Source organism: Actinomadura litoris (assembly GCF_009733595.1).
GTDB lineage: Bacteria > Actinomycetota > Actinomycetes > Streptosporangiales > Streptosporangiaceae > Spirillospora > Spirillospora litoris.
Genome location: NZ_WOFH01000011.1, coordinates 121,563 through 134,874, shown reverse-complemented (window position 1 = coordinate 134,874; position 13,312 = coordinate 121,563). Strand labels below are relative to the sequence as shown.

Below are 13,312 nucleotides of genomic sequence, written 5' to 3'. Positions count from 1 at the left end.
AGGCGAGAAACCAGCGGGCCCCCGGCCCCGGCGGCCCGGCCCCCGGCCGGGGGAGCGGGCCGGGGCGGGGCCTGACGCGGGGTCCGGGGCCGAGGCGGGGGCCGACAACGGTTCGGACGCCGGATCGGACACCCGGTCCGGCACGGGACCAGGCACGGGATCCGGCAAGGGGGCCGGTCCCGCACGGGCGGACGGGCCCGCCCCGCGCACGAACAAGCCGGCCCCGCGCGCGAACAAGACCGGGGGGACCGGTGAATACCAGTACGAAAACGAAGGCGAGAACAGCACCACCGACCAGACCACCGGGCGGGCGCCCTACGGCCCCGCCCTCGCGCAGGGGGCGCACATGACACATCCGGGACACGGGGTGATGCCCGGTCTTGAACCTCCCACCGCCCCGGGCCCCGAGGGCTCGCAGGACGACGCCGGGGTACCGGCCGTGTCCGGCGCCGCGGCGGCACCGTCCGGGGCCGGCGGCGCCGCGTCCGTCCTCGGCGGCGCGGCGCTGCAACCGCAGCTCGACGCCTTCCTCACCCGCCACGAGGACGAGCTCGTCGCCTTCCGCCGCGACCTGCACGCCCACCCCGAGCTGGGGTACGCCGAGCACCGCACGACCCGGCTGATCGCCGAGCGGCTGCGCGCCGCCGGCCTCGAACCGCGGATCCTCCCGCGCGGCACCGGCCTGTTCTGCGACATCGGCCCCGCCGACGGCACCACGGTCGCGCTGCGCGCCGACATCGACGCCCTCCCCCTCCAGGACGAGAAGGAGCACGTCCCCTACCGGTCGACGGTCCCCGGCGTCGCCCACGCCTGCGGGCACGACGCGCACACCACGATGGTGCTGGGCGCGGGCCTGTTCCTGGCCCAGCAGGCGGAGGCGGGGCTGCTGCCCGGCCGCGTCCGGCTGCTGTTCCAGCCCGCCGAGGAGACGCCGGGCGGGGCGCTGGACGTGATGGCGGCCGGCGGTATCGCGGGCGTGGACCGCGCGTTCGCGCTGCACTGCGACCCGCGCATCGAGGTCGGCCAGCTCGGCCTGCGCACCGGGCCGATCACCGCCGCGTGCGACAAGGTGTATGTGAAGGTCACCGGGCCCGGCGGGCACACCGCCCGGCCGCACCTGACCGCCGACCTCGTGTACGCGCTCGCCAAGATCGTCACCGAACTGCCCTCGGCGCTGTCGCGGCGGGTCGACCCGCGCTCCAGCCTGTCGCTGGTGTGGGGGCGGATCTCGGCGGGGTCGGTCGCGAACGCGATCCCCGACGACGGGATCGCCGAGGGCACCGTCCGCTGCCTGGACGACGACGCCTGGCACCGCGCGCCGGAGATGATGAAGGCGCTGCTCCAGTCGGTCGCCGCCGCCTACGACGTGGAGGCGTCGCTGGAGTACGTCCGGGGCGTCCCGCCGACGGTGAACGAGGCGACCAGCGTGCAGATGTTCCGCGACGCCGCCGCGCAGGTGATCGACGAGGAGGGCGTCGTGCCCACGCCGCAGAGCCTCGGCGGCGAGGATTTCGGCTGGTACCTGGAGTCGATCCCCGGGGCGCTGGCGCGGCTCGGCGTCCGCACGCCCGGCTCGCCCGGCGAGTACGACCTGCACCGGGGCGACTTCGACATCGACGAGCGGTGCCTGGCCGTCGGCGTCCGGGTGCTCGCCGCGACCGCGCTGACCGCGTTGTGGGAGGCCGGACGCCCCGGTGACGCCGAGCCGATCGAGGGCGCGGCCCTGGCCTAGCCGTCCCGCGTCCGCACTCACCCCCGGGACGGCCCGTCCCGGGGGCCTCTGACCTGTGGCGATATGCCTACGCATTGGTAACGGACCTGTTGCGAAACGGCGCACGCCGGGAGCAATCAGCCAACCGCCAGGTAACGTCCGATCGATTTCGGTCGCCGGACCGGCCGACCGTGGGTGGGGAACGGAAGGAGCGCTACCTTGCGCCGTGGTTTGAAGCGCCGTGGTTTGAAGATCTCGCTCGCCACCGTGACGGCCGCGGCGCTGTCTCTCGGCGCCGCCGGGTGCGGCGGCAAGAAGGCCGGCGACAGCGGTGACGGCGACGGCAAGAAGGCCCTCAAGATCGGGCTCGCCTTCGACATCGGCGGCCGCGGCGACCAGTCGTTCAACGACTCGGCGGCGGCCGGCCTGGACAGGGCCAAGAAGGACCTGAACGTCTCCACCGAGGAGATCTCCGCCAAGCCCGACGAGCCCCCCGCCGACAAGGAGTCGCGCCTGCGGCTGCTCGCCAACAAGGGCTACAACCCGATCATCGGCGTCGGCTTCGCCTACACCGAGTCCCTGGTCAAGGTCGCCAAGGACTTCCCGAAGACCAAGTTCCTCGTCGTGGACGCCGACCAGTGCAAGGTGTCCGGCCCGAACGTCAAGGGCGCCTGCTTCTCCGAGGAGCAGGGGTCGTTCCTGGTCGGCGCCGCCGCCGCGCTGAAGTCCAAGACCGGCACGATCGGGTTCATCGGCGGCGTCAACGTGCCGCTGATCAACAAGTTCGAGGCCGGGTACACCGCGGGCGCCAAGAAGGCCAAGCCGAGCATCAAGGTGCTGCCCGCCAAGTACCTGACGCAGCCGCCGAACTTCGACGGGTTCAAGAACCCGGCGCTCGGCAACGAGGCCGCCAAGGGCCAGCTCGACGCGGGCGCCGACGTGATCTACCACGCGGCGGGCGGCGCGGGCATCGGCGTGATCAACACCGTCGGCCAGGAGAAGAAGTGGGCGATCGGGGTCGACTCCGACCAGTACAACCAGCCCGCCGTGGCCGGGGCGAAGGAGTTCATCCTCACCTCCATGGTCAAGCACGTGGACCTCGCCGTGTTCGACTTCGTGGAGAGCGTCGCCAAGAACACCTTCCAGCCCGGGACGAAGACCTACGACCTCAGCAATGACGGCGTGGGCTACGCGACGTCCGGCGGCAAGGTCGACGACATCAAGGCCAAGCTGGACGGGCTGAAGGCCGACATCGTCGCACGCAAGATCACCGTCCCGACCAAGCCGTAGCGATCCGGCCGGGCCCGCGCGCCGCCCCCTCGGGAGGGCGCGCGGGCCCGGTGGTCCGGCGACGTCCGATGCAGGAGGGGGACCCGTGTCCGACCAGGTGGCGGCCGTCCGGCTGACATCGATCACCAAGCGGTTCCCCGGCGTGGTCGCCAACCGCGACATCAACCTCACGATCGAGCGCGGCGAGGTGCACGCGCTGTGCGGTGAGAACGGCGCCGGGAAGTCCACGCTGATGAAGATCCTCTACGGGATGCAGCGTCCGGACGAGGGCGGCATCGAGGTCGAGGGGGAGAAGGTCGCGTTCCGCACGCCGGCGGACGCGATCGCCCGCGGCATCGGCATGGTCCACCAGCACTTCAAGCTGGCCGACAACCTGACCGTGCTGGAGAACGTGATCCTCGGCGCCGAGCCCCGCGGCAAGGGGTGGCGGCGCGGTCGGATCGACTTCGCCGCCGCCCGCGAGAGGATCCGCGAGATGTCGCGGGCCTACGGCCTGCGCGTCGACCCCGACGTGCTCGTCGAGACCCTCGGCGTCGGCGAGCGGCAGCGCGTGGAGATCCTCAAGGTGCTCTACCGGGGCGCCCGTGTGCTGATCCTGGACGAGCCGACCGCCGTGCTCGTCCCGCAGGAGGTCGAGGAGCTGTTCGGCAACCTGCGCGACCTGCGCGCCGAGGGCCTGACCGTGCTGTTCATCTCGCACAAGCTCGACGAGGTGCTGTCGGTCGCCGACACGATCTCGGTGATCAGGCGCGGTACCACGGTCGCGACCCGGCTGGACCCGGCGCAGGTCACCTCGCGGCGGCTCGCCGAGCTGATGGTGGGCTCGGAGCTTCCCACCCCGGAGCTCCGCGAATCCACCGTCACCGACGACGTCGAGCTGGAGCTGTCCGGGCTGACCGTGCTGGCGCCCGGCGGCCGTCCCGTCGTGGACGAGGTGTCGCTGCGCATCCGGCGCGGCGAGATCGTCGGACTCGCCGGGGTCGAGGGCAACGGGCAGAGCGAGCTGATCGAGGCGATCATGGGCATCCGGCACGCGGACGCCGGGACGATCACCTACGGCGGCGACGACGTCACGCACTGGACCACCCGCCGGCGCCGCGAGGCGGGCATCGCCTACATCCCCGAGGACCGGCACCGGCACGGGCTCGTCCTGGAGGGGACGCTCTGGGAGAACCGGATGCTGGGCCACCAGACGCGGCGCCCGAACGTCCGGGGCCCGTGGGTCGACCGGCGCGGCGCGCGCCGCGACACGACCCGGATCGTCCGGGAGTACGACGTGCGGACGCCGGGCATCGACGTGCCCGCCGCCGCGCTGTCGGGCGGCAACCAGCAGAAGCTGATCGTCGGACGCGAGATGTCGGGCGAGCCGCGGCTGCTGATCGCCGCGCACCCGACCCGGGGCATCGACGTCGGCGCGCAGGCCGCCATCTGGGACCACCTGCGGCAGGCCCGCGCGGACGGCCTCGCCGTGCTGCTGATCAGCGCCGATCTTGAGGAACTCATCGGAATGTCCGACACCCTGCACGTGATCCTGCGGGGCCGTCTCGTCGCGGAGGTCGACCCGCGGGAGGTCACCCCGCAGGCGCTCGGCTCCGCCATGACCGCCGCGGGAGACCCGTCGTGAGCGGCCCGGAGGGCAAGGCCCCGGAGCCCGCGAAGCCTTCGGAGAAGGATCCCGGGGCGGTGCCGGAGACGGTGCCCGCCTGGAAGGCCGTCCTCCAGGGCCTGGGCCCGCGCGGGCTGGCGCTGAAGATCGGCGCGCCCGTCCTCGCGCTGCTGATCTCGCTCGCGATCACGGCCGCGCTGCTGCGGATCACCGGCGCCGACCCGGTCAGCTCGATCCAGAGCATGATCGACTACGGCACCACCGAGAACTCGATCGTCGACATCATCAACCGCGCGACCCGCTACTACCTGTCGGCGGTCGCGGTCGCGATCGGCTTCCGGATGGCGCTGCTCAACATCGGGGTGGACGGCCAGTACCGGCTCGCGGCCTTCCTCGCGGCGGCGCTCGGCGGCGCGCTGACCCTGCCCGCCCCGTTCGGCCAGATGCTGGTGATCATCGCCGCGATGCTGATCGGCGGGCTGTGGGCCGCGATCGCGGGCGTCCTCAAGGTCACCCGCGGGGTCAGCGAGGTGCTCTCCACCATCATGCTGAACGCGATCGCGACCGGCCTGATCGCCTACCTGCTGAACGACAAGCGGCTCGCCGAGGTCCGCCCCGGCAGCAACAACGTCGCGACCCCGCAGATCCCCTCCGACGGACGGGTCGGCCCGCTGAACGGGTTCCTGTCCTCGATCGGCATCGACCTGCCCGGCCAGGTGTACGGGCTGCTGCCGCTCGCGATCGTCGTCGGCGTCGTGTTCTGGGTCGTGATCAACCGCACCCGCTTCGGCTTCGACCTGAAGGTCTCGGGCCTGTCGCCCTCGGCCGCGCGGGCGAGCGGTGTCAGCGCCCGCCGGATGATCGTGATCACGATGGTCGCCTCCGGCGCGGTCGCGGGGCTGATCGGCATGCCCGAGCTGCTCGGCGCCTCGTATGAGTACTCGCTGAACTTCCCGGCCGGGCTCGGCTTCACCGGCATCACGGTGGCGCTGCTCGGCCGCAACCACCCGGCGGGCATCGCGCTCGCCGCGCTGCTGTTCGCCTTCCTCGACCAGACCTCCGACGTCCTCCAGGAGGTCGACGTGCCGAAGGAGATCGTCGGGGTGATGCAGGGCGTGGTCGTGCTGACCGTCGTCATCGTCTACGAGCTGATGCGCCGCTGGGAGATCAGGCTCCAGCAGCGGACCGTCGCCGACGAGCTGGCCACCGGCCACGACCTGGCCCGCGAGTCCGCTGGGAGCGCCTCATGACCGCGACCGAAGCCGTCGCCAAGGTGAAGGCCGCGGCCCCGGCGCGGCTGCGCTGGCCGCACTACCTGCTGATCGCGGCCGGGCTGCTGGTGCTGCTCTCGCTCGTCCGGGTGCTGGACGGCGCCGACGACGTCACCTCCAGCGGGACGGTCAGCGCCGCGCTCCGGCTCGCCGTCCCGATCTTCCTCGCCGGGCTCGGCGGGCTGTGGGCGGAGCGCTCCGGCGTGATCAACATCGGCCTTGAGGGCATGATGATCCTCGGGACGTGGACGGGCGCGTGGGCCGGATACCAGTGGGGCCCGTGGGTCGGCGTCCTGTTCGGCGTCCTCGGCGGGATGCTCGGCGGCCTGCTGCACGCCATCGCGACCGTCACGTTCGGCGTCGACCACATCGTGTCCGGCGTCGCGATCAACATCCTCGGCCTCGGCCTCACCCAGTTCCTCGCCGGGCTGATCTTCACCACCGGGGAGGCGAAGGCGCTCGGCGGCGGCGCCCGGCAGTCCCCGTCGGTCGACCCGATCCGGACGGTGACGCTGCCGGTGCTGTCGGGCGGCGAGATCGGCGGCTGGAAGAGCCCCGACTGGCTCGGCTCGCTGGAGCGCCACCACTGGTTCCTCCTCTCGGACGTGGCGGGCATCCTGCGCGGCCTGACCAACGGCATGTCGCTGCTGACGCTGGTGGCGATCCTGCTGATCCCGGTGAGCTTCCTCGTCCTGTGGAAGACGGCGTTCGGCCTGCGGATCCGCTCCTGCGGCGAGGATCCCTACGCCGCCGAGTCGCTCGGCGTGCACGTCTACCGGATGAAGTACGCCGCCGTCATGATCTCCGGCGGCTGCTCCGGCCTCGCGGGCGCGTTCCTGGTCACGGTCGCCGCGCCGTTCTACCAGGACGGCCAGACCGGCGGCCGCGGCTTCATCGGCCTCGCCGCGATGATCTTCGGCAACTGGCGTCCGGGCGGCCTCGCCTCGGGCTCGCTGCTGTTCGGCTACACCGACGCGATGAACGTGCGCGGCGGCGGCCAGTCGGTGCACGCGCTGCTGCTGTTCGTCGCCGTCCTGCTGGTGGCGGTGGCGGCGTGGCAGGCCGTCCGCGCGAACCGGATGCGGCCGCGGGTCATCACCGACCTCGGCCGCCGCGAGGTCCGCAACGCGACGATCGGCGCCGCCCTGGCACTGGCCGCGGCGGCGGGCCTGCTGGCGTGGTTCCTGCTCAGCGACAGCGTCCCGGGCGAGCTGGTGTCGTTCACCCCGCACCTGACGACGCTCCTCGTCCTGGCCCTGGCCAGCCAACGCCTCCGCATGCCCGCCGCCGACGGCCTGCGGTACCGCCGAGGCGAGGCTCGTTAGTACTGGGGCTCCGAAACGGGGATCATGAAGGTATGACGGACATCGACTGGCCCGCCCTCCGCGACGCCGCATGGGTGGCGATGGAACGGGCCTACGCCCCGTACTCGAAGTTCCCCGTCGGCGCCGCCGCGCTCGTGGACGACGGCCGCGTGATCACCGGCTGCAACGTCGAGAACGCCTCGTACGGCCTCGTGCTGTGCGCGGAATGCGCCATCGTGTCGGCCCTCTACGGACCGGGCAAGTCGGAGAACCCCCGCCTGGTGGCCGTCGCGGTCGTCGACCGGAACGGCGACCCGCTGATGCCGTGCGGGCGCTGCCGCCAGCTCCTCTGGGAGCACGGCGGCCCGGACATGCTGCTGGCGACGGCGCGCGGCGTCCTGACCATGAGGGAAGTGCTCCCGGACGCGTTCGGCCCCGAAGACCTGACCACCCGCATCTGAGAGGACCCTGTGGACGCCATCGATGTCATCCGCGCGAAGCGGGACGGCGCGGAGCTGACCCCCGAGCAGATCGACTTCGCGGTCGACGCCTACACGCGCGGCACGATCGCCGACGAGCAGATGTCGGCGCTCGCGATGGCGATCCTGCTGAACGGGATGACCCGTCCCGAGGTGGCCCGCTGGACGGAGGCGATGATCCGCTCCGGCGAGCGGATGGACTGGTCGGCGCTCGACCGGCCGACCACCGACAAGCACTCCACCGGCGGCGTCGGCGACAAGATCACTCTGCCGCTCGCGCCGCTCGTCGCGGCGTGCGGCGCGGCCGTCCCGCAGCTCTCGGGGCGAGGGCTCGGCCACACCGGCGGCACCCTGGACAAGCTGGAGTCGATCCCCGGCTGGCGGGCGTCGCTCTCCAACGAGGAGATGCTGGACGTCCTGACAGAAGCGGGCGCGGTGGTCTGCGCCGCCGGGACGGGCCTGGCCCCCGCCGACCGCAAGCTCTACGCCCTGCGCGACGTCACCGGCACCGTCGAGTCGATCCCGCTGATCGCGTCCTCGATCATGTCCAAGAAGATCGCGGAAGGCACGGGCGCGCTGGTCCTGGACGTCAAGGTCGGCTCCGGCGCGTTCATGAAGACCGCCGCCGACGCCCGCGAGCTGGCCGAGACCATGGTCGCGATCGGCACCGACCACGGCCTGCGCACGGTCGCGCTGCTCACCGCGATGGACCGCCCGCTGGGCAACGCGGTCGGCAACGCGGTCGAGGTGGCCGAGTCCGTCGAGGTGCTGGCGGGCGGCGGCCCGTCCGACGTCGTCGAACTCACGGTCACCCTGGCCCGCGAGATGCTGGCCGCCGCCGGAATCACCGACCGGGACCCCGCCGACGCTCTGGCGGACGGCACCGCGATGGACGTCTGGCGCCGCATGATCACCGCCCAGGGCGGCGACCCCGACGCCCCGCTGCCCTCCGCCGCCGAGACGCACCAGGTGATCGCCCCGTCCACCGGCGTCCTGACCAGGCTGGACGCCTACGGCGTCGGCGTCGCCGCCTGGCGCCTCGGCGCGGGCCGGGCCCGCAAGGAGGACCCGGTGTCCTTCGGCGCGGGCGTCATCTGCCACGCCAAGCCGGGCGAGAAGGTGACTCAGGGTCAACCCCTCCTCACCTTGCACGCCGACGACGCGTCCCGCTTCGACCGCGCCCTCGAAGCGCTGGACGGCGCCTACGAAATAGGTTCCGACACCAGCGTCACCGGCCTCCAACCCCTGGTGATCGACCGGATATCGTAAACCGGCCGGTTTGTTAACAATCACCGTTGACGGGCGTTCCGTACCCCACGAAGCTGATCAGGTTTCATTCAGTTTCGGAGGAGCAACGGTGCGACTCTCACTACTCTCCGTGGCGGCCGTCGCGGGCGCCACCGGCCTCATCGCCGGCACGATGCCCGCGTTCGCCGACACCGGACGCCCCGACGCGGGGCGCCCCCACATCGTCGTCAAGGACGGCAAGACCCAGCCGGCGTTCTCCTTCGCGGACGCCGTGCGCGAGAAGGTCTTCGTCGAGACGAACGTGGACAGCGACAACGACGGCAAGCGCGACCGGGTCTCGGTCTTCGTCACCCGCCCCAAGGAGACGAACGGGCGCCTGAAGGTCGCCTCGATCCTTGAGGGCAGCCCGTACTTCGCGGGGCTCCACGACACCCCCTACCACCCGGCCGACGTGACCGACTACCCGCGGCTCGCCGAGTGGAACGTCCCAACCGCCCCGCCCGGCCCGACGAGCTACTCCCGCGTCTACTACGACAACTACTTCGTCTCCCGCGGCTACGCCGTCCTCGCCGCCGACACGCTCGGCACGGGCGACTCCGACGGCTGCCCCACCGCCGTCGGCCCCAACGAGACCGAGGGCATGACGCAGGTCATCAAGTGGCTGACCGGCAAGGCCACCGCCTACGACGCGTCCGGCAAGAAGATCCGGGCGGACTGGTCGACCGGCGACGTCGCGATGGCGGGCAAGTCCTACGACGGCACACTGCCCCTCGCCGCCGCCGCGACCGGCGTGCGCGGCCTGAAGACCGTCGTGTCGATCTCCGGCGTCTCCAACTGGTACGACGAGTACCGCGCGAACGGCGCCGTCGTGGCCCCCGACGGCTGGAACGGCGAGGACCTCGACCTGCACGCGAAGGTCGTCCTGTCCCGCAAGAACCCGGGCGTCTGCGAGAAGGTCATCCGCAAGCTCGAACCCGGCATGGACCGCGTCACCGGCGACTACAACCGCACCTGGGACCTGCGGAACTTCGCCAAGAGCGCGCCCGACTTCAAGGCCAGCGTCTTCATGACGAGCGGCCTCGCGGACTGGAACGTCAAGCCCATCCAGATGTCCCTCCTCTGGGAGGGGCTGAAGAAGGCGCACGTCAACCGCAAACTGTGGATCCACCAGGCGGCCCACGACGAGCCCCTGGACGTCCGCAAGGGCGAATGGCTGGAGGCCCTCAACCTCTGGTTCGCGCACGAGCTGTACGGCGTCCGCAACGACGTCATGCGCCAGCCCCGCGTCGACCTGGAGCGCACGCCGGGCCAGTGGGAGACGCACCGGGACTGGCCCGACGCGTCCGCGCGTCCGACGGAGCTGGGCCTGTCGACCGGCACCCTCGGCAAGCGCGGCCACGGCACCGACTCCCTGGTGGACGCCCCGTCCCGAACGGTGGAGGAACTCGCCGCCAACGAGGACAAGCCGGACCCGAACCGCCTGATGTACCTCACGCCCAAGCTGACGAAGGCCACCAAGCTCAGCGGCACCGCGAAGATCAAGGTCCGCGCCTCGGTCGACGGCAAGTCCCCGTACCTGTCGGCGATCCTCGTCGACTACGGCACGGACACGCGCATCTCGGGCTTCGCGCCGACCTCGGGCACCTGGTGCTACGGCGACTCCATCCCCACCGACCAGGGCTGCCGCACGAACCGCGGCTACAGCACCGCCGTCACCCCGTTCAAGGTCGTGACGCGCGGCTGGATGGACGTGCGCAACCGTCACAGCGCATCGGTCACCGAGCCCATCAAGGCGGGCAAGGACTACACGTTCTCCTGGCCGATGCAGCCCTACGACTACATCTTCAAGCCCGGCCACCGGATCGGCCTGATGATCGTGGCCACCGACCACGCCTACAGCCTCCGCTACCCGGCGGGGACGAAGGTCAAGGTAGACCTCCACAACTCCTCCCTGACCCTCCCCCTGACGAAGTAACACACTGAAGGCCCCGCCAGCACCAACCGGGTGCTGGCGGGGCCTTCCCACGCCTACCGCTAAGACCGGGCCAGTTCCCGGACGACGAGCGCGACGGCATACTCAACGTCACTCACCGGAGTGATACGTCGCCCGTCACCCCAGGTGAACCACCAGGCCCCCTCGAAGAAGTCGCACCCGACCTCAACCAGCCTGTGCGGCCGCCCCCGCCACACCACACTCAACCCCGCCGGCGCCCCGCGCCGCTCAACCACCCCGCACGCCAGTTCCGGACGCGCATCAAGCACACTCCGCAGCGCACCCAGATGCGCGTGCCGATCACCCAGCGGGACGGGAAACGCCTGCCAGCTCACACCCATGACACACCCATGACGGTTCACCTCGCAGTTGTCGATTGGAAGCGGCGCGGCCGGTGGTCCGGGGGGCGTGGCCACCGACCGCGCCGCGCTCATCCAGACCCCGATGAGCCCTTACGGGCCCGCCGAGCCTGTTGCTTGAGGGCCTCACGCAACAGCGACGCAGAAGGATGCATGAGCGTGGGCTCCACACCCGCCGCCGGGTCGTGCAGGCTGGCGACCCACTCACCCAGCCGACCGTCCTGCCGCACAGCCCGCCAGATCCGCCACCCACCGAAGTCACCCCGCAGTGACTCCAGCTCCCGCTCGTCCCGCGCTCGCCCGTCCATCACCGACCCCTTGCTCGCCCACCTGCCCGATTTCGTGCGACAACCTTCACACGCTCGACTACACTGGGGAATCACTCGTGCACCACCAGCGACGTACCACAGGCGAGATCGATCGCACCCGCCACCCGGGTGCAGGCCCCCCGGAGGTCGAGATGCCAGCGCAGTCTGAGCCCTACGAAGCGCCCGCCATCGTCACGTTCGCGAAGGAACTGGAGTGGCGCCGGACGCAGGCCGGGCTAAGCAAGAAGGAACTAGCCGAAAAGCTCGGCTTCGCAGACTCCTACGTAGGCCAGGTCGAGCTGCGCAAGAACCTCCCCTCCGAAGAATTCGCCGCAGCCCTCGACACGTTCTTCAAGCTGGACGGCCTCTTCATCCGCCTACTGGACCGCATCAACGACACGAGGCACCTGGCGATCCTTCCGCCGGGCTTTACCGAGTACCTCGGGTACGAGCGCAAGGCCAGCCACCTCCGCGTCTTCAGCACCAACCTGGTCAGCGGGCTCTTCCAGACCGAGGCGTATTCCAACACGGTGATCAGTGCGATCATGGGGTCCGAGTCGGCCAGGCTCGTCGCCGAACGCATGGAACGTAAGGCAATATTCGAGCGAGAGGACGCGCCTCACACCTTCCTCGTCCTGGACGAAAATGTCATCCATCGGAACGTGGGCGGCGCGGACATCATGCGAGAACAGCTCGGCTATCTGTTTGAAGTGGCACGTCGTCCCCAGACCCAGTTGCAGGTAGTCCCCTACAAATCCGGCTACCACGCAGGCCTCGCGGGCAGCTTTGCCCTCCTGAGTTTCGAAGATGGGCCTGATGTCGCCTACACCGAGTCTTCTGGGGAAGGGATACTGCTGAAGCAGCGCGACAGGATCGCACTCCAGGCCGTAACGTGGGACCTGGTCCAAGGTCACACGCTCTCTGCGGAGGAGTCGTTGGCCATGATCCAAGACGCGATGGAGAAGCTATGAGCACCTCAGACGTGTCAGGTATCCGGTGGCGCAAGAGCAGCCGCAGCGCCCACCAGGGCGGCGAGTGCGTGGAAGTCGCGGACACAACGTCCACGATCATGGTCCGAGACTCCAAGAACCCAGATGGCCCCCGCCTAGCCTTCACCCCCACCGCCTGGCAGACGTTCACCAACAACATCAAAGCGGGACGCCTGGACGCAGAAGGCTAGCCGTCCCGCTACCAAAGCACTGCCTCCTTAGCGGTGCTCGATAGTGCTTCTCTGGGAAGGGCCGGTGACCGGCGCTTGGTAGGAAACCAAGTAGTCCGGTCACCGGCCTACCAAACAGTCCTTCCCAGAAAGGCGCGACAGAGAAGTTATGAGCACCTCAGGTGTGTCAGGTATTCATTGGCGCAAGAGCAGCCATAGCGGCCATCAAGGCGGCGAGTGTGTAGAGGTAGGCCAGTGGCGCAAAAGCAGCCACAGCGCCCAGCATGGAGGTGAGTGTGTGGAGGTCGCAGACATGACGTCCGCGATCATGGTTCGAGACTCCAAGAACCCGAACGGCTCTCGCCTGGCCCTCACCTCCGCCGCCTGGCAGATGTTCACCAACAACGTTAAAGCAGGACGCCTGGACGCAGAGGGCTAGCCGCCCCGCTATCAAAGCTCCGCCCTCTTAGCTGTGCTTCTTTGGGTAGGGCCGGTGATCGACGCTTGGTAGGAACTAAGCAGTCCGTCACCGGCTCTACCTCATTAGGCCCTCCCCGGAGGGTGAATTCCTCGCCATGAGGGAT

Annotated in this window: 11 protein-coding genes; all 11 read left to right on the top strand. The window is 70.4% G+C overall.

The annotated features are described in order from the left end of the window. Positions 1 to 370 precede the first annotated feature (370 nt). The 11 genes from GNZ18_RS28265 to GNZ18_RS28215 all read left to right on the top strand — a co-directional run bounded on the left by GNZ18_RS28265 (position 371) and on the right by GNZ18_RS28215 (position 13,167). Positions 371 to 1,732, top strand: a complete 1,362-nt coding sequence (locus tag GNZ18_RS28265) for a M20 family metallopeptidase (RefSeq protein WP_246250576.1) — start codon at positions 371 to 373, stop codon at positions 1,730 to 1,732. Positions 1,733 to 1,930: 198 nt separating this feature from the next. Next, positions 1,931 to 3,001 carry a BMP family lipoprotein gene (locus GNZ18_RS28260; RefSeq protein ID WP_246250573.1) on the top strand — a complete coding sequence of 357 codons (1,071 nt, stop codon included), beginning with the start codon at positions 1,931 to 1,933 and terminating at the stop codon, positions 2,999 to 3,001. A gap of 85 nt (positions 3,002 to 3,086) precedes the next feature. Then, the gene (locus GNZ18_RS28255; protein WP_312874796.1) at positions 3,087 to 4,625 is read left to right on the top strand and encodes an ABC transporter ATP-binding protein; all 1,539 of its coding nucleotides are present in this window, start codon (positions 3,087 to 3,089) and stop codon (positions 4,623 to 4,625) included. Then, entirely contained in the window at positions 4,622 to 5,857 is a 1,236-nt protein-coding gene (locus GNZ18_RS28250) for an ABC transporter permease (RefSeq protein WP_312874795.1), read from the top strand. The genes GNZ18_RS28255 and GNZ18_RS28250 overlap by 4 nt, the downstream gene beginning before the upstream one ends. Further along, the gene (locus GNZ18_RS28245; protein WP_156219593.1) at positions 5,854 to 7,203 is read left to right on the top strand and encodes an ABC transporter permease; all 1,350 of its coding nucleotides are present in this window, start codon (positions 5,854 to 5,856) and stop codon (positions 7,201 to 7,203) included. Before GNZ18_RS28250 ends, GNZ18_RS28245 begins: the two co-directional genes overlap by 4 nt. Positions 7,204 to 7,235: 32 nt before the next feature. Then, positions 7,236 to 7,643 (top strand): cytidine deaminase, encoded by a 408-nt coding sequence (locus tag GNZ18_RS28240; protein WP_156219592.1) that lies wholly within the window; start codon positions 7,236 to 7,238, stop codon positions 7,641 to 7,643. 9 nt (positions 7,644 to 7,652) lie between these two features. Then, positions 7,653 to 8,930: a thymidine phosphorylase gene (locus tag GNZ18_RS28235; RefSeq protein WP_214618319.1), complete on the top strand. Its 1,278-nt coding sequence runs from the start codon at positions 7,653 to 7,655 to the stop codon at positions 8,928 to 8,930. Between the two features lie 88 nt (positions 8,931 to 9,018). Beyond that, positions 9,019 to 10,884, top strand: a complete 1,866-nt coding sequence (locus GNZ18_RS28230) for a Xaa-Pro dipeptidyl-peptidase (RefSeq protein WP_156219591.1) — start codon at positions 9,019 to 9,021, stop codon at positions 10,882 to 10,884. Positions 10,885 to 11,721: 837 nt separating this feature from the next. After that, the gene (locus GNZ18_RS28225) at positions 11,722 to 12,540 is read left to right on the top strand and encodes a helix-turn-helix domain-containing protein (protein ID WP_156219590.1); all 819 of its coding nucleotides are present in this window, start codon (positions 11,722 to 11,724) and stop codon (positions 12,538 to 12,540) included. Next, complete coding sequence (locus tag GNZ18_RS28220; RefSeq protein ID WP_156219589.1) at positions 12,537 to 12,749, top strand: DUF397 domain-containing protein; 213 nt, start codon at positions 12,537 to 12,539, stop codon at positions 12,747 to 12,749. Before GNZ18_RS28225 ends, GNZ18_RS28220 begins: the two co-directional genes overlap by 4 nt. A 148-nt stretch (positions 12,750 to 12,897) precedes the next feature. Continuing rightward, positions 12,898 to 13,167, top strand: a complete 270-nt coding sequence (locus tag GNZ18_RS28215) for a DUF397 domain-containing protein (protein WP_156219588.1) — start codon at positions 12,898 to 12,900, stop codon at positions 13,165 to 13,167. The last annotated feature ends 145 nt before the right edge of the window (positions 13,168 to 13,312 follow it).

Excerpts from the sequence above, each read along its gene's own strand:
- GNZ18_RS28265 (WP_246250576.1), top strand. The coding sequence starts at position 371 with ATGCCCGGTCTTGAACCTCCCACCGCCCCGGGCCCCGAGGGCTCGCAG.
- GNZ18_RS28245 (WP_156219593.1), top strand. The coding sequence starts at position 5,854 with ATGACCGCGACCGAAGCCGTCGCCAAGGTGAAGGCCGCGGCCCCGGCG.
- GNZ18_RS28240 (WP_156219592.1), top strand. The coding sequence starts at position 7,236 with ATGACGGACATCGACTGGCCCGCCCTCCGCGACGCCGCATGGGTGGCG.
- GNZ18_RS28225 (WP_156219590.1), top strand. The coding sequence starts at position 11,722 with ATGCCAGCGCAGTCTGAGCCCTACGAAGCGCCCGCCATCGTCACGTTC.
- GNZ18_RS28220 (WP_156219589.1), top strand. The coding sequence starts at position 12,537 with ATGAGCACCTCAGACGTGTCAGGTATCCGGTGGCGCAAGAGCAGCCGC.
- GNZ18_RS28215 (WP_156219588.1), top strand. The coding sequence starts at position 12,898 with ATGAGCACCTCAGGTGTGTCAGGTATTCATTGGCGCAAGAGCAGCCAT.